Below are 25,179 nucleotides of genomic sequence, written 5' to 3' on the forward strand. Positions count from 1 at the left end.
TGCAGGCAGGCCTGCGCGGCCATAGATGCACCAACATAGGCGAGATGGTCCGCGCTTTCCAGCACCCTGCCGATCTTGCCGCATCTGCCGATTCTGACAGAAAGACCCGCCTTGACCCATCAGCCCGCCGATCCGACACCAGCCGACGCGAATCCGGCCAATCCAGCGCCAGCCAGTCCGACTCTGGCCAATCCGCTGCACGAAGCTGCTCCGCCCGAGGCGCCGATTGCAGAGAAGCGCCGCGCAAGCGTAACGCATCACGGCATCGAGGTAACCGATGATTATGCCTGGCTGCGCGACGCAGGCTACCCCAAGGTCACCGACCCGCAGATCCTTGATCATCTCAAGGCGGAGAACCGCTGGTTCGAAACGCGGATGAAGTCAGCAGAGCCATTGGTCGCCACCTTGTTCGACGAGATGCGGGCCCGCATCAAGGAAGCGGATGCTTCCGTGCCGCAGAAGGACGGCAATTGGTATTACTGGGTCGAATATACAGAGGGCGCGCAATACAAGCAATGGTGGCGCAAGCCCGCTGCAAGTGGCCGTGACGGTGATGCGGGCAAGAAGCTTGTCCTGGATGAGGAGGCTCTGGCCAGCGGACACGATTATTTCCGCCTCGGCGCCTTCAGCGTCAGCCAGGATGGCACAATGCTTGCGTATGCAGTCGATACCGACGGGTCAGAGCGATATGAGGCGCGCTTTCTCGATCTGGATTCGGGTGAGGCTTTGCCAGACACCATCGCCGGCACATTGGGCAGCCTTGTCTGGGTCAAGGGCGATACAGGCATCGTCTACTCGCTCGCCAACGAGAACTGGCGGACCGACAATGCCCGGCTCCACTGGCTCGGACGCCCGGCGACAGAAGATGTCGAGCTGCTTCACGAGGATGATGAGGGGTTCCGCGTCGGCGCGGGCCTTTCTGCAAATGAGGACTGGTTGATCATCGCCACCAGCGATCATGAAACCAGCGAAGTGTACCTGCTGCCCACCGCCGATCCGCTGGCCACACCCACGCTGGTGCGGGCGCGGGAAAAGGGAGTGGAATATGACGTGGACGTGCGCGGTGACACGATCTTTGTTCACACCAATGATCAACATGAGAACTTCCGGCTGGCAACAGCGCCGCTTCACGATCCGGCAGACTGGTCCACGCTGATTGCGGGATCGGACGAATTCTATCTCACCGGCTTTGCCCTGTTTCGCGATTACTACGTGGTGGAGGGTCGCCGGGCCGGGCTCGACCGGATTGCGATCCACTCCTACGACGATGCCGGACAGGTGCAGGATATCGCCTTCCCGGAGGCAAGCTTTGTCGCCAGTCTGGGCGACAATCCCGAGTGGGCGACCGACACGCTTCGCCTTTCGTACAATTCCATGGTGACGCCGGGCACGGTCTATGATTACCACATTGCGGATCAGCGGCTTGAGGTGCTGAAGGTTCAGGAGATACCGTCAGGGTACGATCCTGCGCTCTACCGGACGGAACGCGTGATGATTGCCGCACGTGACGGGACTAAGGTGCCCGTTTCGTTGCTGATGCGGGCGGACATGCCGCGCGACGGTTCCGCACCGCTGCATCTCTATGGCTACGGCGCTTACGGCATGGCCATTCCGCCCGGCTTTTCGACAACGCGACTCAGTCTGGTTGATCGCGGCTTTGTCTATGCGATCGCGCATATTCGGGGCGGCGATGATCTTGGCCGGCGCTGGTATCTCGATGGCAAGCTCGACAAACGGACCAATGCGTTTGCCGATTTCGTCGATGTGGCAAAGGGGCTCATCGCGCTTGGCTATGGCGCAATGGGCCGGGTCACTGCGTCAGGAGGTTCGGCAGGAGGCGAACTGATGGGCGCAGTGGTCAATACCGATCCCGACATCTGGGGCGCGGTGGTGGCGCATGTCCCTTTTGTCGACGTGTTGAACACCATGCTCGATGCATCCTTGCCGCTGACGCCGGGTGAATGGCCGGAATGGGGCAATCCGATCGAGGATCGCGCCGCTTTCGAGCTGATCCGCAGTTATAGCCCCTATGATAACGTGCAGGAGCAGGATTACCCGCCGATGCTGGTGACAGCAGGGCTCAACGATCCGCGCGTTACCTACTGGGAGCCGGCTAAATGGGTGGCGCGGCTGCGCGAGATGAAAACCGACGATAATGATCTGCTGCTCAAGGTCAATATGGGCGCAGGCCATGGTGGCAAATCGGGCCGGTTTGATTCGCTGCGCGAGGTGGCAGAGGAATATGCCTTCATCCTGTGCCAGATGGACATGGCGTCCGGTTGAGCGGCTGCTTTTCACACGTGCCTGGCCACACGTGCCAGGGACGCAGCCGCTGGACAGGTTTCAGCTGGCGATCGGCTGATCCTCCTGACGTCGTCCGCGTGCCAGGCCTGAATTGCGGCGGTCCATCAGCATGCCTGCGGGAAGGGCTGTGGTGGCAGTTCCGCAAACCAGCCGGTCGCGGCCGTTATTCTTTGCCTGATACATCAATCGGTCGGCATGCGCATAAAGTTGGCGCATGGACAGCGCATGCAAACCGGAGCTTTCGACCAGGCCCATGCTTGCGGTGACAAGGCTGGTGAGACCCGGCACGTTTTTTTCCATAGCAGCGGGAATGGCGGCGCGCATCTGTTCTGCTCGTTCACAGGCATCCTTGCCACGGAACAGCACGATGAACTCCTCCCCTCCCATGCGGAAGGCGAGTGCGTCGCTGCTGTCTGACAGAACCGTTGCAACCTCTTGCAGGACGCGGTCGCCAAGGTCGTGGCCGTTCTCGTCATTCACTTTCTTGAAGTTGTCGAGGTCAATCACGGCCAGGGCGTCGTAACCGGCTGCGCGCAGTTCGTCGAACCGCCGGTCGAGAGCGCGACGGTTGAAAATTCCTGTAAGTTCATCACGATCCACCAGCGTTGACAGCAGGCCGACGCGTTTGGTCATGCCATCCCGCTCCTGCCTCAACCGGTTGAAGCGATCGACCACGCCTATGGCGGTAATCATCACCTCCAGCATCAAGGTTATGTTGAACAGTTGATCCAGCCAGATGGTGGCTGTGTAGCCGGTCACGCCACGCATGATCCGTTCCATGCCCATGATCATGACAGGCGTCCATGCTGCAATCTGGAACCATACCGCTCGTGATCGACGTCGCACTGCCTGTGCAAAGACAATGAGATAGACAACGACCATGGGAAAGAAGCCGATGTAGTAAATCCGCTTTACGTAAGGTCGCAGCGGTTCCACCGGCAGACAGGCGATGGTGACCAATGTAAAAGTGAACGCGATGGTCCAGAACAGCAGGCGGCGCACCGCCGGAGAAATCGCACCCGCCTCAAGATAGGAGAGCGTAAAGGCTGCTGACGCCACCAGCGGGACGAGAAAGATGAAGGGGATGACGAACGCCAGTGTCCGCAGGTCAAGCGGGACGAACAGGTTCACCAGACCGCTTGAAAAAAGCAGGTAGCCAAGCATGCCCAGCATGATGACGATGTGCCACAGGATGAACTTTTGTCGCAGCACCATGTAAAAAGCCGCATTGTAGAACAGTGGTACCAGGAGCAGGCCGCACATTGCCGCGTTTGCCAGCATGACCGTCCATGACCAGCCAAGGTCCCGATGATCCGCAGTGCCACTGGTCTGCAGCACGGCTTGCGCGCCAATCCCTGTGTTCCATGGCCGCTCGATCGCCACCAGCAATGTCGTGACGGTGCCAAGATCGGGAAGGGCTATGGCAAACCGTGGGCCGTTGGCGAACAACTCGATGTCGTCCATTACATAACTGCGAACGAGGAAGCCGCCACTGGCCTGTTCCGCAATCAGCCAGATGCGGTCGAACTTGCCGATCTGCGTTACAAGATGCGTAGCATTCGGCGCGCCGGCAAGATCATCTCTGTCGAACCGCAGCCAGCTGGTTGTGTGGTCGGCGTTGGGAGTACCCAGGCCGCACTGCCAGTCAGCGGCGCTTGGCGGCGTCGGTATCGCCTGCGCAGGTGCGTCGGTGTAACTGCGGCATGATGGCGCAACCGATGCAGCATGTGCCGGGGCGTGAGTAAGCCAGAAGCAAGCAAATCCAAGGCAGATCAGCAGCAATGTGGGAAGATGTCGCCAATTCATGCATGGAGTAGTGCACGACAAGTTTTGCTTTTGCGTGAACGACCACATCTTCGTGAGCGCTGATGATCAGGAAATTGCCTGGTCCACCGGCAGGTGTTCATAACCAAGTTCGTCTGCGACTGCCCGGTAGGTGACGTGCCCGTCATGAACGTTCAGGCCGGCAGCAAGATGCGGATCTGCCCGCAAGGCCGCTTTCCAGCCCAGTTGTGCAATCGTCAACGCATGCGGCAAGGTGACATTGTTGAGCGCGTAAGTGCTGGTGCGTGCGACGGCACCCGGCATGTTGGCGACGCAATAATGCACGATGCCATCGACCACAAAGGTCGGCTCGGCATGGGTGGTGGGATGGCTCGTCTCAAAGCAGCCGCCTTGATCGATTGCGACATCGACGAGCACAGCGCCTGGCTTCATCGAAGAAAACATCTCGCGCGTGACCAGCTTGGGAGCAGAAGCCCCCGGGATCAGTACCGCGCCGGTCACCAGATCTGCCTGACAGACGGAATCGAAAATATTTGCCTTGTTTGCAAACCGTGTCTTGGCGCGACTTTCAAAATGCGTACCGAGCCGTTCAAGCTGTTCGGGGTCGACGTCCAGGATCGTTACGTCGGCGCCAAGCCCCACGGCCATCTGCGCCGCATTGAACCCCACCACGCCCCCGCCGATAATCGCAACCTTGCCCGGCATGACACCCGGCACACCGCCCAGAAGCACGCCACGTCCGCCGTGCGCTTTTTCAAGCGCGGTCGCGCCGGCCTGAATGGACATGCGGCCTGCAACCTGGCTCATCGGTCGCAGCAGGGGCAGCGAATTGCCTTGTCCGGTGACTGTTTCATACGCGATTGCGGTGACGCCGGATTTCACCAGGTCGGCTGTCTGCTCCGGGTCCGGTGCAAGGTGCAGATAGGTATAAAGTACCTGACCGCGCCGCAGCTTTGCGCGTTCGACCGCCAGCGGCTCCTTCACCTTTACCACCAGCTCGCATTCGCCAAACACCGGGTCTGGTCCCGGAGCGATCCTGGCTCCTGCTGCAACATAGGCCTCATCGGACGCACCGATACCGAGCCCCGCGCCTGCCTCAACCAGCACGTCATGCCCATGCGCTACCAGCTCGCCTGCACTTTCAGGTGTCAGGCCGACACGATATTCATGGTTCTTGATTTCACGAACAGTTCCAATTTTCACGCTGCCAGTCTCCTGCCTTCAATTTTCATGCTGCACTGATCGTTCTGTTGTGCCGGCACTATTATCATGCCTGTGGCTGCGGCGGTGTAATGCTGTCGACCGGTCTGCATCAGAAAACCGGTTACGAGCCCCTCTTGCCCAGATCTCCGCAAACGTCTTCAGAGCGGATTGATTTCAAGACCTCGCGGTTCATGGCCAATGCCGCAGTGCATCGTTCAGGACGGCTTGTCATCGATATCCACTTCCATGCGGCGGATTGTCACATCCTGTTCAAAGGTTGTTGTAGAAGCCGAACGCCGCATGTGAACCTCTTCACGCAGGACAAGCTCCTTTGTTACGGTGACGCGTTCCTCGACTACGGGAATGATTGTGACCTCGCCATCTTCTCGTATCTGCGGAACCGTTTCTATTACCCGGTTTATCGGCACGCGTTCTACCGTAACGGTTTCCTGTCGCAGCTCTTCGCGTACCGCGACGTTATTTGTCACCGGGCGCGTAGTTACTGTTACGGTCGCGCCGTCAATGACCTGCCGATCGAGCACGAGGCGCTCCTCGACCACGGGAATGGCCACTTCCTCTACGATTTCGCGCGATGATCTGTTCTGCGTCTTGTCGTGTTCCATGATCTTTATCCCATCTGCCAAAACAAGAAGGGCCGGATGCGCGTTGCACCCGGCCCGACCAACTCAGGTGACTGCCTTAGCGGCGCCTGCCATCCTTGGTGACGTCCACATCGACCTCGGTCTTGCGGACCTCTTCTTCGACATGCTCGACCCGATCGGCAGCGGTCTTCTTGACCACCACTTCGTCGGTGACCACGGTTTCCTTGCCGATTACGACTTCTTCATCACGCTCGGTCATGGAAACAGAGCCGCCCTTCAGCAGTGCCTCGGCTTCTGCGCCGGAGACGGCGCGGTTGACAGGACGGCGATCGACGCTGACAGTCTCGTCGCGAAGATGGACATCCTTGGCGACCGTTTCGCCGACAACACGTGTCCGCACGTTGATTGTCTTGCCAGTATCCGCGACGCGCTTGCCGACAACGACGCGCTCTTCAACGACCGGCACCACTTCTTCGACCACTGCTGCGCCGCCTGTTTCGGCATGCGCGCGCGCAGCTTCGCCGTAGACCACGGCGTTGTCATGAATCTCGAGCGGCTCAACTGCACAAACGCGACCGTCTTCAAGGCGAATTGCCGCGACCCGGTTGTGATCAGGATCGACCAGCAGGTCCTTGATGATGCCGAACTTTTCGCCAGTCGTGCTCACGAGTGGGCGGCCCCGGATGTCCTGCGATTCATGCTCGAGTTCATAATGATCGAGCGTATCAAGTTTTTCGTAACGGGTGTCATGTCGCATAGTGTGTTCCTTTTATTGATAATTGAAATGCGTGTCGAACGCCAGATCAGTTGAGCATCTCGATGCTGTCGGCAAAGATGTACCGATCAGTGCCAGCGGGGATCTGTGCAGTCACGCCAGCAGGCAGCGGCGCATCTGCAGCGCGAACTTCACCTTCCATGTTCAGCATCGAACCGGGATTAATGTCATACTCGCCTTCGGTTGCGTCACCGGGGGTTGGAACCTGATTGAATACAACAAGCATGTTCTGTCCGTTGACATCGGCGTTGAACGCCATGTCGCCGGCGAGCGATGTTACCCGCACATTGTCGAGATCGACCCGTTCGCCGACGGCGAGCATGGCAGGTGCCATGGCTTCTGTGGCGACTACATCATTGTCTGCGGTCGCAACGACGTCATCGTCATCGGAAAAGATCCACCAGGCAAGCAACGCAAGTACGATAATTGCAAGGATGATCCAGAGCCACGACATGCTGGATTTTTTTTCTACCGGGATTTCGGCCATTCTATTCCCCCTTGATCGTTTCGGTTACAGTGAATGTTCATCAAATTGCTGAACCTGCGATTTGTTCCGGGATGCGTCGCGGCCAAGAAGCACGCGTCCTGCGCGATTGGTCTCGATAGCCGGTCGGCTCGAAGACGGGGTAAAGCGAGGATTCACCTGCCTGATCGGATCAGGTCTCGAGCATTGCTGACCGAGCTTGCTGCACGGCTCTGGAGCATCGGGGGAGCAGCGAGCGGCCCGCTGCGGCTAACGGGCAGCAGGCGCAGCAATCAGAGCGGCTGACCGTCCCGATCGCGATAGATTTCCCGCCTGCCGACATGATTGGCAGGACCGACAAGCCCGTCCTTTTCCATGCGTTCGATCCATTTGGATGCCGTGTTGTAGCCAACGCCCATCTGCCGCTGGATCCAGCTGGCCGAGGCTTTCTGCGCCTCAAAAACCATCTGGCACACCTGCATGTATTTGCGGTCCTCAGGGTTGTCGGAGGCATTTTCAAGATCATCGAAGCCGAAGCCGCCATCTTCCGGCTCTTCGGTGACGGAATCGACGTATTCGGGCGAACCCTGCGTGCGCCAATAATCAGCGACAGCCTCAACCTCCTCGTCCGAGACAAAGGGGCCGTGAACGCGGGTGATGGGCTTGGAATTGGCGCGATAAAGCATGTCGCCCTTGCCCAGCAATTGCTCTGCACCCTGTTCGCCAAGGATGGTGCGGCTATCGATACGACTGGTGACGTGGAAACTGATCCGGGTCGGCATGTTCGCCTTGATGACGCCGGTGATGACATCGACCGAAGGGCGCTGCGTCGCCATGATGAGGTGGATGCCCGCCGCACGCGATTTTTGCGACAGGCGCTGGATCAACACCTCGATCTCCTTGCCGACGGTAATCATGAGATCGGCAAGTTCATCGACGATCAGCACGATCTGCGGCAGCACTTCATAATCGAGCTGTTCTTCCTCGAACAATTCTTCGCCGGTTTCGGGATCGAAACCGGTCTGCACCCGGCGGCCGAGCGGCTTGCCTTTGGCGGTGGCGGATTTCACCCGATCATTGAAGCCAGTGATATTGCGCGCGCCGATGCTGCTCATCATGCGATAGCGCCGCTCCATCTCTTCTACCGCCCATTTCAATGCGCGCACCGCCTTGGCAGGTTCGGTGACGACGGGGGAAAGAAGATGCGGGATATCGTCGTAGCTCTTGAGCTCCAGCACCTTGGGGTCGATCAGGATCAGCCGGCATTCCGCTGGCGTCAGGCGGTATAGCAAGGACAGCAGGATGCAATTGAGCCCCACCGATTTGCCTGAACCCGTCGTGCCTGCCACCAGAAGATGCGGCATCGCTGCAAGATCAGCGACAATGGGATCGCCGGCAATGTCCTTCCCCAGAATGATCGGCAGAATGCCTGAATGATCGGCAAAGGCGGCAGACGTGATGAGTTCGCGCAAGGCGACCATCTGCCGGTCTGCATTGGGAAGTTCGATGCCCATCACGGTCTTGCCCGGGATGGGGGACACACGGGCGGAGATTGCGCTCATGTTGCGGGCGATGTCATCGGCAAGGCCAACGACCCGCGCAGCCTTGATGCCGGGCGCAGGTTCAAGTTCATACATGGTGACCACCGGGCCTGTCTTGACAGCGGTGATCTCTCCCTTGACGTTAAAGTCCTCCAGCACGTTTTCAAGCAGCCGGGCGTTGCGTTCAAGCGCCATCCGGTCGAGTTTGGGCGCGTTGTGTTCTGGAGCCGGTAACAGCAATTCAGCGCTGGGCAGCGTGAAAGTCGAGTTGAAGAAATCGCCTTGGGTAGGTTGCGTCCGAGCCTGTGCGGGCTGCGGCGGTGCCGAAGGATCGCTGATGATGGGTGCGCGGCGGGGCGGACTGGTCAGATCATCAGAACCTGCCATGGTGTCGGCCAACTCTTCAGGCAGCATGCGACCTGCCGCGACAGGTGGTTTTCGTGGCTTGGATGAGGCTGCGTTGGATGCACTGCGGCTGGCCACGTCATCGGGAAGATCCCGCCTGCGCTTCAGCAATGATGGCATGGCCAGCAAGCCTGCCCATTCGATTGCGAATACCCGCGCGACCAGCACGGCACCTGAAAGGAGGCACAGCAAGGCCACGCCGGTGATGATCCACTCTTGATATTGAGTGCCGCCAAGCTGCGCGAGCCGGCGAACCAGGCCGGCACCGCCCATCCCGGCAAGCCCCCCCATACCGGCGGGCAATCCGCCGAAAGGGCGTTCGAACACCAGCGCAAGCACGGTAGCAAGGAGGACCATGGCAGCGGCGAGCAGGACAAGCGGACGCCACCAGCGTGGCGACATACCTGTCTGATCATCAGCAATCTGCCACAACCGACGCGAAAACACATAAAGGAGCGGCAGCAGCAGAACCGCAATCGGCCCCACAAGAAACAGCAGCCGTTCGGCCGCATAGGCGCCGGGTCGTCCCATCCAATTGGCAATTTGCCCATCAGCCGCAGTGCTGGGCGATGGGTCTGTCTGGGCGTAGCTGACCAGGGCAAGCGCAAGGAACACGACGAGGGCAAGCAAAAGCACCGCGCCAATGATCTCGGCAGCGCGGCCGACGCTGCGTTGCAAAATCGCGCGCCAGTCCGGCGTGGTGTCGCCAATTGTCGCCATGAACCCCAATCCGAATTGAACAAAAGCAGCACGGATTATGCGCGGCCCGTGCCACCCGCGTCAAGCTGGCGTCCTGTGTGGACCCATCTTGGTTAAAAAATCTTTATGACACGCTTGGACAGCGCCCCAGCCCATCGATTGCCGCCCATTCGACTGACCCCATGCGCCTTGCCCGCGCACGTGTCATTCCGCCCAGCATTGCGACTTTCAAGGGTACCTGCCGGGCGAGCAGGAGCGCACGCACTGGCCCCAGCACCTTGGCACCCGGATGCGTCCGCGTGGGGTAGACCGGTGACAGCAGCGCAAGGTCAGCGGCTGTCCGAACGCCCGCGGCAAGCTGCGCCAGCGAGTGAGCGGTGGCGAGACGCAGGAAACCGCGCTCGCTGGAACGCCGCAAGGCAATGCGGGCAGGCGCGCCATATACCCCATCTGCGCGCCATTTACGGGCGACGGCCGGTGCATCTGCAAGCACGATGACGTGTCTGTGGGCATGGGCAAGCAGGCGCAGCGCATCGAAGCGCTTCCGCCGGGCCTCCGGCGCAAGATGATAATGCCGGAAGATAAGGCCGCACCCGCTTGGCAGGCGCCGCAGGAGCTGCGCCAGCTGGTCATCGTTGCGATCATCGGAAACCAGCCAGAGACCCGGCACCGGTCTTTGCATATTCGCATTTCCTCGCGCCGCAGGGTTTCGCATCGTGTTCGGCGCGCTATAGCACATGGTCATGTCGAGCCAAGCTGCGCCTCCACCCCCTCTCACGCCTCCTGCCACACCGCTGGTCGCGGTCGAGAGCCGGATTGCTGCTGCGGCTGCACTGGCGGGCCGGGGCGCAGATGCAGTCACATTGATTGCAATTTCAAAGACGCAGGATGCAGCGGCAATCCGCCCGCTGCTGGAGCAGGGGCATCGCGTGTTCGGGGAAAATCGCGTGCAGGAGGCGCAGGGCAAATGGCCCGCGCTTCGTCGCGAGTTTGATGATGTTTCAGTGCATCTGGTCGGCCAATTGCAATCGAACAAGGCCGACGACGCCGTGGCGCTGTTCGACTGCATCCATTCTGTGGATCGGCCAAGCCTGGTTTCCGCTTTGGGCAAGGCGATGTCCAATGCGGGGCGGGCCGTCCCATGCTTTGTCCAGGTGAATATCGGCGCTGAAGAGCAGAAGGGCGGCTGTGCCATCGTGGACGTGCCCGACCTGCTGCGTCTGGCCGCAGAAGCGGGGGTGCCGGTGGCAGGACTGATGTGCCTACCGCCGCAGGGCCAAGAGCCGGCGCCGTTCTTTGCGCTGCTGGCAAAGCTCGCTTCACAACATGGTCTTGCCGCCCTGTCGATGGGGATGAGCTCGGATTTCGAAGTCGCGGTGCAGCTTGGTGCAACGCATGTGCGTGTCGGCACCGCTCTGTTCGGCAGCCGGGACTCCTGACTCCTTGCTCCTGAAGCTCGTCGCAAGACCCTGACCGGCGCCCGGAACACGGCCGCCGCCTGCTTCGTTGTGCAGGGAAAGGAGCAAAAATCAATGACACAGGATGATCAGGCGTCGGTGGAAATAAGCCACGAAACCGAAGCACAAGGTGGCTCGTATATCGCGCATGTTTCCGGTGCGGATGCCATGGGTCGGATGACCTACAAGATTAAAGGCGATCAGATCCGCGTCGTCGAACACACGCTGGTGCCGCCACAGATTGGTGGGCGCGGCGTCGCGGCACGCCTGGTTGATGCAATTGTCGCTGATGCAAAAGAGCAAGGGTTCAGGATCGATCCGCAATGCAGCTATGTGGAAGCTGCTTTTCGCAAGCATCCCGAATGGGCGGACATCCGCGCCTGAGGCGGTAAACCGGAAGATCATCAAGGCCGCAAGTCTGGTGCTGCTGGGGAGGATTGAACTCCCGACCTCGTCATTACCAATGACGCGCTCTACCACTGAGCTACAGCAGCACTATACCGGATACGGGGCCAAATGCGGCGCCGGATGTGGCGCGCTATTGCTGTGAGCTGGTCTGTTGTCAAGGCGCTTGCAGTCAGCGGACGCGCTTGCCATCATCGCGAACATGAACAGCAAGCCTGACGAGAGTTCGCCGCTCGAACCTGAGCGATCCTGCAACACGTTTGCCTCTGCTGGCCACGCAGGAGGTGTGAGCGCGGCAGGATCAAAGCCCAAAGCAGACCCGCCACCCACCCGCGCCGAACGGCTGGCACAACAATTGCGTGCCAATCTGAAGCGGCGCAAGGCGCAGGCACGATCACTGGAGCAAGAGCCGGTAACAGACCCCTTCGGCAGCAAGAAGCCCACAGCTTTGCCTGGCGGCTGGTCAGCAGCGGACAATCCTTGACGCGCCCGCACATTAGTCAGCCATGACGTTTACGTATCTGTAAGAGGTTCAGGGAATGCATGAACAGGCGAGGCAGATATTGTCCCACGCGAGGCCTTTTTCCACCGTCTTTCATGTCGCCGGCAACCTGGCCAGACTGACGCCCGTTTCAACCGTTGATCTAATCGGAACTTACGCATGATCCGCAAAGCCTTGTTTGCCACCGCTGCCGCGCTGGTGCTTTCGCCCGCTGTTGCAACCGCACAGGATGCAGCGCCTGCGCCCGTCCTCACATCGGCGGAGGCACTGGATGCGTGGACCTATGCACAGCCTGCAGACGCGCGTGTCACGCATGTCGCGCTGGATCTCGTGACCGATTTTGCGCAACAGCGGATTTACGGCACTGCAACACTCAATATCGATGCAAGAGCGGCCGTCGACCAGATCGTGCTTGACGATGCGGGGCTGCAAATCCGTTCCATCACCGATGCTGCCGGGCAGCCATTGACGTATGAGCTCGGCGGCGGCCGGGATGCAGAAGGCGTGGAGCTTGGCCGACCGCTGATTGTGAATATCGGCAGCGCGCGCCGGATTGTCATCGACTATGTCTCCGCGCCGAATGCCAGTGCGCTGCAATGGCTTGCGCCCGAAGCGACCGCAGGCGGCGAAAAGCCGTTTCTCTTCAGTCAGGGCCAGCCGATCAGCAACCGCAGCTGGATTCCGACCCAAGACAGTCCCGGCATCCGTCAAAGCTGGGAAGCTCGAATTACCGCGCCTGCCGATCTCGTCCCGGTTATGAGCGGCGTGCGCCAGCCAGATGCGCAGACTGATTGGGGCAATGGCTGGACCTCTCATCGCTTTGTCATGGAGCGTTCGGTGCCGCCATATCTGATTGCGCTGGCAGTGGGGGATTTGGCGCATCGCGAACTTGGCCCGAGATCCGGGGTCTGGGCAGAACCCTCGATGGTGGACGCTGCCGCGCAGGAATTTGGCGACGTGGAGCAGATGATCGATGCAGCAGAGGCGCTTTACGGCCCTTACCGCTGGGGACGTTATGACATGCTGGTCCTGCCGCCATCATTTCCCTACGGCGGCATGGAAAATCCGGTCATGACATTCCTCACGCCGACTTTGCTGACCGGGGACAGGTCCAACACCGATGTCGTTGCGCATGAACTTGCCCACAGCTGGTCCGGCAATCTGGTCACCAATGCAAGCTGGCGGGACAGCTGGCTCAACGAAGGGTTCACCACCTATTTCGAAAGCCGGCTGATGGAGGCGCTGTACGGCCCGGAACGCGCGGCGATGTATCTCGATCTGGATTATGACGCCATGCTCGAGAACATTGCGGCAGCAGGCGGCATGGACGCTGCATCGACTCGCCTGCATGGCGAGCCGGGCGAGACATCCGGACAGCTTGACTACTTCAAGGGCGCGACATTCCTGCGCACGGTGGAGCAGGCGGTCGGCCGTGAACGGTTCGATGAATGGCTGCGCTCCTATTTCGATCGGTTTGCCTTTCAACCGCAGACAAGCGAAGGACTGCTAAAGGATCTGCGCGCCAACCTGCTGAGCGAAGCAGAAATGAACAGGATCGGCGTGCGCGACTGGATCTATGGCGCCGGACTGCCCGCCAATGCGGTGCGCCCCACTTCAAAAACGCTCGCGATGGTCGATGCACAGCTTGACGCCTATAATGCAGGCGGGGCGGCGGCGCAGGTCGAGACCGCTGGCTGGGCGACGCAGCAATGGCTGCGTTTCCTGCGCGGGGTGGACCGTCGGCAAAGCGCCACACGGCTGGCTGAGCTGGACCAGGCACTGCACCTGTCCGACAGCACCAACGCCTATGTGCAGTCCGCCTGGTTCGAGCTTGCCATCGCCAACCGCTACGCTCCCATGGTTCCGCAGTTGACGCGCTACCTTGATACGGTGGGACGCATGCTGCTGATTCGGCCGCTCTACAAAGGGTTGATGGAGCAGGGTGCATGGGGCGCGCAGATTGCCCGCGACGCCTTTGCGAAGGCGCGCCCCGGTTATCATCCAATCACCGCGTCCATGGTTGAAGCCCTGATCGAGGATACAGCCGGGGGTTGAGTGCAGCTGAAAATACGGTAGAGTTTTGTTCACCCTTTCAGCTTTACGGTGTCGCTCATGAATCGAACCGCTCCATCAAGCGCCCGCGCTGCGCTTTGCCTCCTTGCCGGACTTGGCCTCATCGGCGCTGCGCCCCAGGGTCATGCACAAAGCTTTGAAGAGTTCATCTCCGGAGACAACGGAGCCATTCTCGATGGCCGCGAGAAAATCCGGTCGATGCCGCCGGTGCTTCGCCAGCAGCTCGTCTCGATTGCCGCGGCGGATCGCGGTCGGATCGGTGTGGCTGCGCTTGATCTTACCACCGGTGCAAGCGTGTCCATACTCGGGGAGCAGGCGTTCCCGATGGCGAGCACATCCAAAATCGCTATTGCGGCAACTTTTCTGGCCGGTGTGGACGCTGGGCGATACAGATTGCAGGACCGCTACCCCTTGCAGATCCCGGTGGCTTCCCGGCCGTTCGACGGACCTGTGGCACCGGTGAAGCCCGGCATGCAGGTGGCGGCAGAACGGCTGATCGAGCTCATGATCACGCGCAGCGATAATTCGGCGACTGACGCCATGCTGAAAGCGGTGGGCGGTCCCAAGGCGGTTACCGAATGGCTGCGCAATGCAGGGCTGTCGCGTCAGCGGATCGACCGGGATATCGCGACGCTGGTCCGCGACGACGGAGAGTTCGACCCGGTAACAGTTGTCGATGAACGCGATAGCACTCCACCTGAAGAGATGGTGGCGCTTATCGCCGGCCTTTATCAGGGCAAATGGTTGTCACCCGAAAGCCGTGACTTGCTGGTTAACACCATGACCCGCACCGTCACCGGAAGTCGCCGCATCAAGGCCGGTCTGCCCAGCGGCTCGCGGTTCGGGCACAAAACGGGCACTTTGAACAACACGGCAAGTGATGTCGGTTTTGTCGAACTGCCGGATGGTCGCGTCATTGTAATGGCAATTTACGTGACCGGGCAGGGAGGACGGCCGCAGCGCGACCAGCGGATCGCACAGATCACGCGCGTCCTGTACGATGGATTTACCGAGTCGCGGTTTGCGGCGCTTGCAACAGCGCAGACGCAAAACTGACGGATCTATATTGCTGCGCGTGTAGCAAGGTTAAGATCAAACTGCTGGTAAATACCTTGTTTGGCAGTGGCCTGTAACGTCATGCCCGATGAAGATACTGGCACCAGACGCCTGGCGCACGGCTGAGAAACAAATTCAGCAAATTCGCACAAAAAACAGGCGCAGGATCATCGATCCCGCGCCTGCTTTCATGAACTGGTCAAGAAGATCAGTCGACCTGAGCTTCGGTAACCGTCTCGCCCTGAAGGTCTGCTTCTGCTTCTGCAGCAGCGGCATCAACATCGGAAACCATACCGTCAACGCCGGTTTCCATGTCGGTGGCCATGCCGTCCATCGTGCCCATGGTGTCGGCAGGAACGGTTTCAACGGTTGCAGGATCGACCAGGGTCGCGTCTGCGGTTTCGTCAACCGGCTCGGAGCAGGCGGTCAGCGACAGGGCAGCAGCAGCAACGGCACCGGCAAAAATGAACTTGCGCATAAATATGCATCCTTGATCGAATTGGGGCATTTCAGAGATCATGAGGATCAACCGAATGCGAGGCGCCATCCGGCATCCTCTGCAGCGGGAATACGACTGCGCAGCAGCCATTGCAAGCGAATAAACGCAACCTTGCATTCTGTGGCTACAACAGGATTGTGGCGAAACTAGGACAGACGAACTTTTTTTGTCATTTTGCCAATTTGCGCGTGTGCCAAGCATGACCTCCCCTTTCGCAGGTGATACGACGGCGTAATGCAAACTCCCGCAAAAGCGCCGCATCTCTATCTTGTGGATGGATCAGCCTATATCTTTCGAGCCTATCATCGGCTTCCTCCGCTTACCAACCCGGATGGGGTGCCGGTCGGCGCGGTTTATGGTTACACGACGATGCTGTGGAAGCTCGCACAGGATCTGGACGAAGCGGACGGACCGACTCATCTGGCGGTGATTCTCGACAAGGCGTCGCATTCGTTTCGCAACGATCTTTATCCCGAATACAAGGCGCATCGTCCGCCGCCGCCCGAGGATCTGACGCCGCAATTCCCGCTGATCCGCGATGCCACCCGCGCGTTTTCGCTGCCCTGCATCGAGGAAGACAATCTTGAAGCGGACGATCTGATCGCGTCCTATGCCCGTGCCGCGACTCGCAAGGGCTGGGATGTGACCATTGTTTCATCAGACAAGGATCTGATGCAATTGGTGGGCCGATGCGCGCAAGGGGAGGACGGCGCGACAGGTGGCTGCATAGACATGCTCGACACGATGAAGAATGCGCGCATCGAAACCGCCGATGTCGTGGCAAAGTTCGGCGTGCCCCCGGACCAATTGGGTGATGTGCTGGCATTGATGGGCGATGCAGTCGACAACGTGCCGGGTGTAAAGGGAATCGGGCTCAAAACCGCGCAGAAGCTGATCGGCGAACATGGCGATCTGGAAAATGTGTTGCAGGCCGCACCCGACATGAAGAAGTCAAAGATGCGCGACAATCTTGTTGAACATGCGCAGATGGCCCGATTGTCCCGACAGCTGGTGACGCTAAAGGAAGATTGCGTGCTTCCTGTGCCGCTGGACGACTTGCGGCTTGATGGTATCGCCGCACAGCCTCTGGCCGAGTTCCTGACTGCACACGGCTTCACCAGCCTGCTCAAGCGGCTCGACGCTGGCATTGGCAGTCCTGAACGCACCAATGACCTCAACCCGCGCAAGCGTTCAGGCCCGGCGGGCAATGACGCAGCAGATAGCACGGTGAGTGGCGCAGGCGAGCGTGCGGGACTGCCGCTTTGGCCGGCGCCCGATCTTGACTCGTATGAGTGCGTCACCACCATTGAACGCCTTGATGACTGGATTTCGCGCGCTTTTGCCGCAAGGTGCGTCGCAGTTGATACAGAGACCAGCGCGCTTGACGCCATGCAGGCCGATCTGGTGGGGGTCAGTCTTGCGCTTGGGCCCAATGATGCCTGCTATATCCCGCTTGGGCATGGCGATGATGACATGTTTGCGCAAAAGCCAGACCAGATCGGCGTGTCACCGGCGTTCGCGAGGTTGAAACCGCTGCTGGAAAGCGATGCGGTGCTCAAGATCGGGCAGAACATCAAATATGACATCAACGTGCTTGCGCGCCATGGTATCGCGGTTGCGCCTGTCGATGACACGATGATCCTGTCTTTTGCGCTGGATGCGGGGCGCGGTGGTGGCGGCATCGGCAATGCGCATGGCATGGATTCGCTGGCGGAGACGCATCTTGGCCACACCACGCTGACTTTCAAGGAGGTCTGCGGCACCGGCAAGAAGCAGATCGGTTTTGCCTCCGTGCCGCTCGACAAGGCGACGCGCTACGCAGCAGAGGATGCCGATGTGACGTGGCGGTTGCAGCATGTGCTGCGACAGCGCCTCCCTGATGAAGGAGGCACACGCATCTATGAGGATGTTGACCGCCCGCTCATTCCGGTGGTTGCACGCATGGAACGCGAAGGCATCAAGGTGGACCGCGACCGGCTCGCCGCGCTTTCCGCCGAGTTCGGCGAGCAGTGCGTCACTCTTGAAAAAGATATTCACGCGCTCGCAGGCGAAGAGTTCGCCGTCGGCAGCCCGAAGCAATTGGGCGACATCCTGTTCGGCCGCATGGGGCTGGATGGCGGACGCAAAGGCAAGAGCGGGCAGTTTTCCACAGATCAGGCGGTGCTGGAAACGCTGGCGGGGCAGGGCGTTGAAATGGCCGCGCGCGTGCTGGACTGGCGGCAATTATCAAAGCTGCGCTCCACCTACACAGAGGCGCTGCAGCAGGCGATCAACCCGCAGACCGGCCGCGTTCACACCAGCTACAGCCTGGTGGGCGCGCAGACCGGGCGCCTGTCATCGACCGACCCGAACCTGCAGAACATCCCCATCCGGTCGGACGCTGGCCGCCGCATCCGCGAGGCGTTCATCGCTGAACCTGGCAATGTGCTGCTGTCGGCCGATTATAGCCAGATCGAACTGCGCCTTGCTGCTCATATGGCTGATGTAGAGCCATTGAAGGAGGCGTTCAGGCAAGGGGCGGACATTCACAGCCGAACCGCGCTCGAATTGTTCGGCACCGCTGACCGGGAGACGCGCGCGCAGGCCAAAACCATAAATTTTGCCATTCTGTATGGCATCTCGCGTTGGGGGTTGGCCGGTCGATTGCAGGTAACTCCCGACGAAGCCCAGGCGATGATCGACCGTTATTTCGCACGTTTCCCCGGCATCCAGCACTATATCGCACGCACCTTGGAGCAGGTCCGGTCGCACGGATATTCAGAAACGCTGTTCGGGCGAAAAACGTATTTCCCGCGCATCAATGCCAAGAACCAGGCGGAGAGGCAGGGGAGCGAGCGCGCAGCGATCAATGCGCCCATTCAGGGCACCAGCGCCGACATCATCAAGCGCGCCATGGTGCGCATGTTGCCGGCCCTACGCGATGCCGGGCTGCACGATGTGCGCATGTTGCTGCAGGTGCATGACGAGCTGGTGTTCGAACTGCCGGCAGGGGATGTGGAGGCAGCAGGACCCGTTATCGCCGAAATCATGGCAGGTGCTGCTGGTCCCTCGGTGCAACTTGACGTGCCGCTTGGCATCGAGACTGGCGCTGGTCCAAGCTGGGGCGACGCGCACTGATCCTCGAACCTGACGGACCTATTGTAATGCAGGAGCATGAGCAGGGCCGCGCTGTCAGGCACAGCCCTGCAATTGACACACTCAGCTCGGCTCGTGCTTGCTTTCGCGGGTCGGCGTCAACATTCCCGGCGTGATGAAGCCGATGACCCCGGTGTCTGCCGCGCGGCGTTTGAGCTCGCCTCGCATCTTGGCATATTCCTCCTCCATCTTTTCCGTCACCGTCGCGCGGGAATCCTTCAGCGCCTCCTGAAAATCGGCGTTGGTCACTTCACCGACTTCGCTGCCGTCGCGGCGGATGGCGTTCAACCCGGCCCGGCGCACGACATCTTCCAGATCCGCGCCGGTGAAGCGCTGCGTCTCTTTTGCTACCGCCGCCAAATCGACGTCGCTGGTCATTGGCATGTCAGAGGCGTGGATTTTCAGGATGTGCAGGCGACCGGCCATATCGGGCGTGCCCACATAAACCAGCTCGTCAAAGCGGCCCGGGCGCAGCAGCGCAGGGTCAACCAGCGTGGGCCGGTTGGTGGCGCCGATCACGACCACGGATTGCAGTTCTTCCAGCCCGTCCATCTCGGCGAGGATCGTATTGACGACGCGGCTTGTCACCTGCGGCTCGCCCCCGCCAGAGCCGCGAGCGGGAACGAGGCTGTCGATCTCGTCGATGAAGACGATGCAGGGCGCGACCTGACGGGCACGGGCGAACAGGCGGGAAATCTGCTGTTCGCTTTCGCCAAACCATTTCGACAGCAGGTCCGAGGATTTCATCGAGATGAAATTGGCCTCCGCTTCCTTGGCAACCGCCTTGGCGAGCAGGGTCTTGCCCGTGCCGGGAGGCCCGTAAAGCAGGAACCCCTTGGCCGGGCGGATGCCAAGCCGCTTGAACGCCTGCGGGTTCTTGAGCGGCAGCTCCACGCCTTCGCGCAGCTTGTCGGTCGCTTCGTCCAGGCCGCCGATGTCGGACCAGCCGACAGTGGGCGCCTGCACCATCACCTCACGCATGGCGGACGGCTGAATGCGTTTGAGCGCGTCCATGAAGTCGGTGCGGGTGACGCACAGATTGTCGAGGACTTCGGGCGGGATCGTCTGCGCATCGAGATCAAGCTGCGGCATGATCCGGCGCACCGCTTCGATCGCGGCCTCACGTGCCAGCGCGGCAAGGTCGGCACCGACAAAGCCATGCGTCATGCGGGCAAGCTCGCGCAGATCGACATTTTCGCCCAGCGGCATGCCCCGGGTGTGGATGACAATGATCTCCTCCCGCCCGGTCTGGTCAGGCACGCCGACGATGATCTCGCGATCAAAGCGGCCCGGCCGGCGCAATGCTTCGTCCAGGGCATCCGGCCTATTGGTGGCAGCGATCACGACCAGATTGGAGCGTGATTGCAAACCGTCCATCAGCGTCAGCAATTGTGCGACGAGCCGCTTTTCGGCTTCGCCGGGCGTATTGTTGCGCTTGGGCGCGATGGAGTCGAGTTCGTCGATGAAAACAATGGCGGGTGAGGATTTTTCCGCCTCCTCGAAGACTTCGCGCAGCCGTTTTTCGCTTTCGCCATAAGCCGACCCCATGATTTCAGGGCCGTTGATGGTGAAGAAATTGGCATCGCTTTCGTTCGCAACTGCCCGCGCCAGCCGGGTCTTGCCCGTGCCCGGCGGGCCATGCAGCAGCACGCCCTTGGGGGGATCGACGCCAAGGCGCGTGAACAGTTCAGGGTAGCGCAGCGGCAGTTCGACCATTTCGCGCAATTGCTGGATGGTATCTTCCATGCCGCCGACATCGTCGTAATTGACCTCGGCGCGATTGTCGCGCGGCTCCTCGAACTCGGCCTTCAGCTCCACCTCGGTGTTCTCGTCAATGTGGACGATACCCTTGGGTGTCGTGCTGACTACCGAGAGGCGGATCTGCGTCAGTGCAAATGCTGGCGCGTTGAACATGCGGGCGATTTCTGGCGGCATGTCCTGCACCCGCTTCTGCCCGCGGGTCGCAACCAGATCGCCGGCGGTCAGCGGACGCCCGAAGAAATTGCGCTTGAGTGCCTGGGCCGGACCCTGCAGCCGCATGTCCTTTTGCGCCGGCGCAAACACGACCCGGGTGGCAGGGCGCGATTCTGCCCGGCGGACCAGCACATGTTCGCCCGATCCGACCTCGGCATTGCCGCGTTCCAACCCATCGAGCCGAATGACGTTCAGCCCCTCATCTTCGGAATAGGGCAGCAGCACCCGCGCAGTGGTGGTCCGCTTGCCGGCGATCTCGATGATGTCGCCTTCGGTGACGCCCAGCGTCGCCATTGCATCACGCGGGATCCGGGCGATCCCATGCCCTGATTCTTCCTGCCGCGAGGCTGCCACCTGCAGCCTGACTTCCCGCGTATCGACCGGCACGTCCGCTTCTGCCATTGATCATCCCTTGTCCGTTGTTGCACGCCGCACTGATGCATCGGCATGGATCCAAGCAGAAAGGTGGGGTCTGGTTCCGGCCCTTGCAAAGGGAAAAGGGCATCGGCGTGCAGGAAAGCCGGTGAAAATTGCTGCGGATCTACCGATCAGGAGCTTGATGCGACCTGAAAAAAAGCCCGGTCGGATGATCCAACCGGGCTATGTGAGTTTTGGGAGAGGATGCCTGTAAGGCACGACCCAAATAGGTTCGTCGGTTATTGTTCGCAAGTGCGGAATGATCTCTTGAGGTTGCAGTTTTTGCAATCGAAATGCACCATCGTGATCGCCATTGATCCGGACAATCAAGAGAGTTTTGGTTCAGCGGCGTTTGCAAGAAGATATGCTGCGGCGCGTCATGCGCCGCTATCAAGCGACCAGGCACAGCCTTTGAACTGCTCCTCGCCAAGCTCAAGAATGACGGAGAATGGGTATTCCCGGTCCGACATGCCATCCGAACATGGTTCAGCCTTGCCGACAAGGCGCAACGTTCGGCCGTCCATTGTCCCTGCCAAGCCAGCTTCTCCAGCCAAATCAGCGGTGTGATGGACCTCGACGAGAACACCCTCCTGATCCTGTGGGGTGGTGTAGCGCAGCTTGCCATCTGCTACATGTACGGCCCAGAAAGGTTCGGTACCAACTGCGCGAAACCCGTCGGGCAGGACGGTAGGCACCACCGCTGCGGGACTGGTCGGGGTTGCCGCGCCAAGCGGGCTGATTGTCGCCTCGTTGGCGTCAGGTGCTGGCGCTTCGCTGGAAGGCGTTGCGGCAGTGCAGCCGCCCGTCACCAAAGCCAAGGCGGACAGGAGGGCAATTTTCTGCATTCTGGTTGCCTATCACATGGGCGATAAGATGGCGATAGTCATGCGGTTAGCTGCATGGGTTCAGTGGCTTGCGAACAGCATCATGCTCTGCCATGCAATGCGTCACCAATGACGGCAGACAAGCCGGCTCGCCGAAGGGCAGCCAGGCCGGTCCGGGGGAGAAGATGATGCGTCGATTGTTAACCGCCTTGTCCGTGTCGGCAGCCGTCATGCTGTCTGGATGTGCCACGATGAACGATGCACCTGCTGTGCAGGCGGCTGGACCCGCGTCGCAGATCCCGCCAATCCCGGTGGATGTGGTAAAGGATCTCACGCGCATCCTTTCGTCTGATGCGTTTGAGGGTCGCGCACCTGGCACCGAGGGTGAACGCAAGACGATCGCGCTGCTGGAGGAACAGTTCGCCGCCGCCGGATTGCAGCCTGGCAACAACGGCAGCTGGCTACAGGAAGTGCCGCTGGTGGAGGTCACCGGAAGCAATTTTCGCCCGCTCGTGGTCAACGGCGGCAAGGAGCCCCTCAGCTTTGCACAGGGCAGCGATTATGTTGCGGCCAGCTACCGGGTAACTCCGGCAACAGCGGTGCAGAACAGCGAGATTGTATTCGTCGGTTTCGGCATCAACGCGCCGGAAAAAGGGTGGAACGATTATGCTGGCGTGGATATGCGCGGCAAGACAGCGCTCATCCTCGTCAATGATCCCGATTATGCCATGGAAACGCTCGATGGGCCGTTTGGCGGGCGGGCGATGACCTATTACGGACGCTGGACCTACAAATATGAGGAAGCTGCCAGGCAGGGCGCGACAGCGGCGCTGATCGTGCATGAAACCTATCCCGCTGCCTATGGCTGGAATGTGGTTGAATCGAGCTGGACCGGACCGCAGGCATACGCGCAGACTGCCGATGATGGCGCAAGCCAGACGATGGCCAACGGCTGGCTGCAGCAGGAAGCAGCGGGTAAAATCCTTGCATCTGCCGGTATGGATCTTGCCAGCCTGTCCCAGGCAGCAAGGCAGAAGGGCTTTCGCGCGGTTCCGCTGGGCGTCAACGCCAGCTTCGGGTTTGATAACGAGATCCGCCGTTTTGCTTCGAACAATGTGATCGGTGTCCTGCCCGGATCGCAGCGGCCTGATGAATATGTTCTCTATACAGCCCATTGGGACCATCTTGGCCGATGCAAACCGGATGAAACAGGTGACGACATCTGCAACGGGGCGATTGACAATGCCACCGGTACGGCTGCTCTTGTGGCGCTTGCACAGGCGCATGCCAGGGCAGGACCTGCTGAGCGTACGCTTGCCTTCCTTGCAGTCACGGCCGAGGAATCGGGCTTGCTAGGCAGCGAATATTACAGCGCCAATCCGGTCTTCCCACTCGATCAGACGGTGGGCGGAGTAAACATGGATGCGCTGTCGCTTGCCGGTCCGGCCAGGAACGTCGTGGTCGTCGGAGGAGGCAAGTCGCAGCTCGATGACTATCTGGCCTCTGCGGTGAACACGCTTGGTCGGGTCACCACTCCTGAACCAACTCCTGAAAAAGGATCGTATTACCGGTCCGATCATTTCAGTCTGGCGAAGCGCGGCGTGCCCATGCTGTACGTCGACGGCGGCAATGATCTGATCGATGGCGGGGTAGAAGCAGGCGAAGCTGCTTCTGCCGATTATGTGACCAACCGCTATCATGGACCCAAGGATGAATTCGATCCCAGCTGGAACTGGAGCGGCGTGGAGCAGGATCTGAAACTTTACTATACGCTCGGCCGGTCGCTTTCCGATGCGGACACCTGGCCCAACTGGCTTGCCGGGGATGAGTTTCGCCGGATCCGGGACGAAAGCTGCGCCGCCTCCGCCTCGGGTTGTTGATGGCTCAAGCGGAATGGCGGATGCCGTCAGAATGGCATCCACAAGAATGGCTGTGGATCGGTTTCCCGCATGATGCGACAGAATGGCCGCGCAGTTTTCTTCAGGCGCAGGAGGAAATTGCCGCTTTTGCCAATGCCGTAGCGGATACCGGGCAGCAGGTGCGCCTGCTCGTTCGCGACGCGGCCAACGAGGCGCGCGCACGTCAACTGGTGTCGGCATCGGTGGTGCTGGAACGGCGCGAATATGGTGATATCTGGCTGCGCGACACCGGGCCGCTGATCGTGCATGATGCGCAAGGCCAACAGGCAGCGCGGCGTTTCGGCTTTAACGGCTGGGGTGGCAAATATCGCATGGACGGGGACGACACGATCGGTGCGACGCTGGCACACGACGCCGGCTTGGCCCTGGAAACAGCCGATTGGATCCTGGAAGGTGGCGCCATCGATACTGATGGCACCGGACTCGTCGTGACAACCGAGCAGTGCCTGCTCAACGCCAACCGCAACGCTGAACTGTCACGCGTGGAGATCGAGTGCCGCTTGTCCGACCAGCTGGGATTCGACCGCGTTCTATGGCTCGGTCATGGATTGATGAACGATCACACGGACGGGCATGTCGACAATCTTGCCCGGTTTGTTGGGCGCGGCCGCCTCGCGCTGCCGGTTGCCACCGGGCCTGCGGACCCGAACCGCGTGGTCTACGAAGACGCACGCGCACGGGCATCGGCTTTCGGGCTTGCAATTGCCGATGTGCCCTCTGCGGGCCTGGTCACCTATGGCGATTTCGTTGAGCCGGCCAGTTACATGAACTTCTGCATTACCACCGATCTGGTGGTGGTGCCGGCTTTTGGCAGCATCCATGACGCTGACGCCGTGGCGGCAGTCAAGACGCTGTTTCCTGATCGCGATGTGCTTGGTCTGGCCAGCAGCGCCATCCTTGCTGGCGGGGGCGGGTTCCACTGCGCCAGCCAGCAGATGCCTTGCCGTGGTTTGCCCAGAGATGGGCGCAAATGAGTCTGTCGTTTGCGGTGCGCTTGACAAAAGCGCAAGCGGGCGTGCTGTTTTTGCAGTTGCGAAGAACGCTGCTGCACTGCACAAAGGGCAGGCCTTACAGGCATCCTCTCCCAAACTTCTGGGTCCGGCCGGGTTTTCCGACCGGACCCTTTTTTGTTCCTGGCTCT

At 60.3% G+C, this 25,179-nt stretch carries 19 protein-coding genes and 1 tRNA gene; 9 read left to right on the forward strand and 11 right to left on the reverse strand.

Annotation, left to right across the window (positions count from 1 at the left end):
• Nucleotides 1-195 precede the first annotated feature (195 nt).
• Nucleotides 196-2,283, forward strand: coding sequence for a S9 family peptidase (locus RM533_RS11105; protein ID WP_311341340.1), 2,088 nt, complete (start codon nt 196-198; stop codon nt 2,281-2,283).
• Between the two features lie 60 nt (nt 2,284-2,343).
• Here RM533_RS11105 and RM533_RS11110 read toward each other — a convergent pair whose 3' ends face one another.
• The 7 genes from RM533_RS11110 to RM533_RS11140 all read right to left on the reverse strand — a co-directional run bounded on the left by RM533_RS11110 (nt 2,344) and on the right by RM533_RS11140 (nt 10,459).
• Nucleotides 2,344-4,110 carry a GGDEF domain-containing protein gene (locus tag RM533_RS11110; protein WP_311341301.1) on the reverse strand — a complete coding sequence of 589 codons (1,767 nt, stop codon included), beginning with the start codon at nt 4,108-4,110 and terminating at the stop codon, nt 2,344-2,346.
• A gap of 66 nt (nt 4,111-4,176) precedes the next feature.
• Complete coding sequence (gene ald, locus RM533_RS11115; RefSeq protein ID WP_311341302.1) at nt 4,177-5,292, reverse strand: alanine dehydrogenase; 1,116 nt, start codon at nt 5,290-5,292, stop codon at nt 4,177-4,179.
• Between the two features lie 215 nt (nt 5,293-5,507).
• Nucleotides 5,508-5,915 (reverse strand): DUF2382 domain-containing protein, encoded by a 408-nt coding sequence (locus RM533_RS11120; RefSeq protein ID WP_311341303.1) that lies wholly within the window; start codon nt 5,913-5,915, stop codon nt 5,508-5,510.
• 76 nt (nt 5,916-5,991) lie between these two features.
• Nucleotides 5,992-6,651, reverse strand: coding sequence for a DUF2382 domain-containing protein (locus tag RM533_RS11125; protein ID WP_311341304.1), 660 nt, complete (start codon nt 6,649-6,651; stop codon nt 5,992-5,994).
• A gap of 46 nt (nt 6,652-6,697) precedes the next feature.
• The gene (locus tag RM533_RS11130; protein WP_311341305.1) at nt 6,698-7,156 is read right to left on the reverse strand and encodes a hypothetical protein; all 459 of its coding nucleotides are present in this window, start codon (nt 7,154-7,156) and stop codon (nt 6,698-6,700) included.
• A gap of 269 nt (nt 7,157-7,425) precedes the next feature.
• The gene (locus RM533_RS11135) at nt 7,426-9,798 is read right to left on the reverse strand and encodes an FtsK/SpoIIIE family DNA translocase (protein WP_311341306.1); all 2,373 of its coding nucleotides are present in this window, start codon (nt 9,796-9,798) and stop codon (nt 7,426-7,428) included.
• Between the two features lie 103 nt (nt 9,799-9,901).
• Nucleotides 9,902-10,459, reverse strand: a complete 558-nt coding sequence (locus RM533_RS11140; RefSeq protein ID WP_311341307.1) for a thiamine phosphate synthase — start codon at nt 10,457-10,459, stop codon at nt 9,902-9,904.
• A 55-nt stretch (nt 10,460-10,514) separates the two neighbouring features.
• Between RM533_RS11140 and RM533_RS11145 the strand changes: the two genes are divergently transcribed.
• Together RM533_RS11145 and RM533_RS11150 are read left to right on the forward strand one after the other, a co-directional pair.
• A complete protein-coding gene (locus RM533_RS11145; RefSeq protein ID WP_432265064.1) occupies nt 10,515-11,216 on the forward strand; it encodes a YggS family pyridoxal phosphate-dependent enzyme in 702 nt (233 codons plus the stop codon).
• Between the two features lie 93 nt (nt 11,217-11,309).
• Nucleotides 11,310-11,618 (forward strand): GNAT family N-acetyltransferase, encoded by a 309-nt coding sequence (locus tag RM533_RS11150; protein ID WP_311341309.1) that lies wholly within the window; start codon nt 11,310-11,312, stop codon nt 11,616-11,618.
• 35 nt (nt 11,619-11,653) lie between these two features.
• Here RM533_RS11150 and RM533_RS11155 read toward each other — a convergent pair.
• Nucleotides 11,654-11,728, reverse strand: a tRNA-Thr gene (locus RM533_RS11155).
• 113 nt (nt 11,729-11,841) lie between these two features.
• Between RM533_RS11155 and RM533_RS11160 the strand changes: the two genes are divergently transcribed.
• The 3 genes from RM533_RS11160 to RM533_RS11170 all read left to right on the forward strand — a co-directional run bounded on the left by RM533_RS11160 (nt 11,842) and on the right by RM533_RS11170 (nt 15,270).
• A complete protein-coding gene (locus RM533_RS11160; RefSeq protein WP_311341310.1) occupies nt 11,842-12,123 on the forward strand; it encodes a hypothetical protein in 282 nt (93 codons plus the stop codon).
• A gap of 177 nt (nt 12,124-12,300) precedes the next feature.
• On the forward strand, nt 12,301-14,196 hold the full coding sequence (locus RM533_RS11165) for a M1 family metallopeptidase (protein ID WP_311341311.1): 1,896 nt from the start codon (nt 12,301-12,303) through the stop codon (nt 14,194-14,196).
• Nucleotides 14,197-14,253: 57 nt separating this feature from the next.
• A complete protein-coding gene (locus tag RM533_RS11170) occupies nt 14,254-15,270 on the forward strand; it encodes a serine hydrolase (protein ID WP_311341312.1) in 1,017 nt (338 codons plus the stop codon).
• A 208-nt stretch (nt 15,271-15,478) separates the two neighbouring features.
• Here RM533_RS11170 and RM533_RS11175 read toward each other — a convergent pair whose 3' ends face one another.
• Nucleotides 15,479-15,748, reverse strand: a complete 270-nt coding sequence (locus RM533_RS11175; protein ID WP_311341313.1) for a hypothetical protein — start codon at nt 15,746-15,748, stop codon at nt 15,479-15,481.
• Between the two features lie 255 nt (nt 15,749-16,003).
• Between RM533_RS11175 and polA the strand changes: the two genes are divergently transcribed.
• Complete coding sequence (gene polA / locus RM533_RS11180; RefSeq protein WP_311341314.1) at nt 16,004-18,886, forward strand: DNA polymerase I; 2,883 nt, start codon at nt 16,004-16,006, stop codon at nt 18,884-18,886.
• Nucleotides 18,887-18,967: 81 nt separating this feature from the next.
• Here the strand turns inward: polA and RM533_RS11185 are convergent, their stop codons facing one another.
• Both RM533_RS11185 and RM533_RS11190 read right to left on the reverse strand, forming a co-directional pair.
• Complete coding sequence (locus RM533_RS11185; protein WP_311341315.1) at nt 18,968-21,280, reverse strand: CDC48 family AAA ATPase; 2,313 nt, start codon at nt 21,278-21,280, stop codon at nt 18,968-18,970.
• Between the two features lie 392 nt (nt 21,281-21,672).
• Complete coding sequence (locus RM533_RS11190; protein WP_311341316.1) at nt 21,673-22,140, reverse strand: COG3650 family protein; 468 nt, start codon at nt 22,138-22,140, stop codon at nt 21,673-21,675.
• Between the two features lie 167 nt (nt 22,141-22,307).
• On the opposite strand from RM533_RS11190, the gene RM533_RS11195 reads away from it, so the two are divergent.
• Nucleotides 22,308-23,999 carry a M28 family peptidase gene (locus RM533_RS11195; RefSeq protein ID WP_311341341.1) on the forward strand — a complete coding sequence of 564 codons (1,692 nt, stop codon included), beginning with the start codon at nt 22,308-22,310 and terminating at the stop codon, nt 23,997-23,999.
• 20 nt (nt 24,000-24,019) lie between these two features.
• On the forward strand, nt 24,020-25,012 hold the full coding sequence (locus tag RM533_RS11200) for an agmatine deiminase family protein (RefSeq protein WP_311341317.1): 993 nt from the start codon (nt 24,020-24,022) through the stop codon (nt 25,010-25,012).
• Nucleotides 25,013-25,179: the final 167 nt, after the last annotated feature.

This window comes from Croceicoccus esteveae, assembly GCF_031846435.1.
Classification (GTDB): Bacteria; Pseudomonadota; Alphaproteobacteria; order Sphingomonadales; family Sphingomonadaceae; genus Croceicoccus; species Croceicoccus esteveae.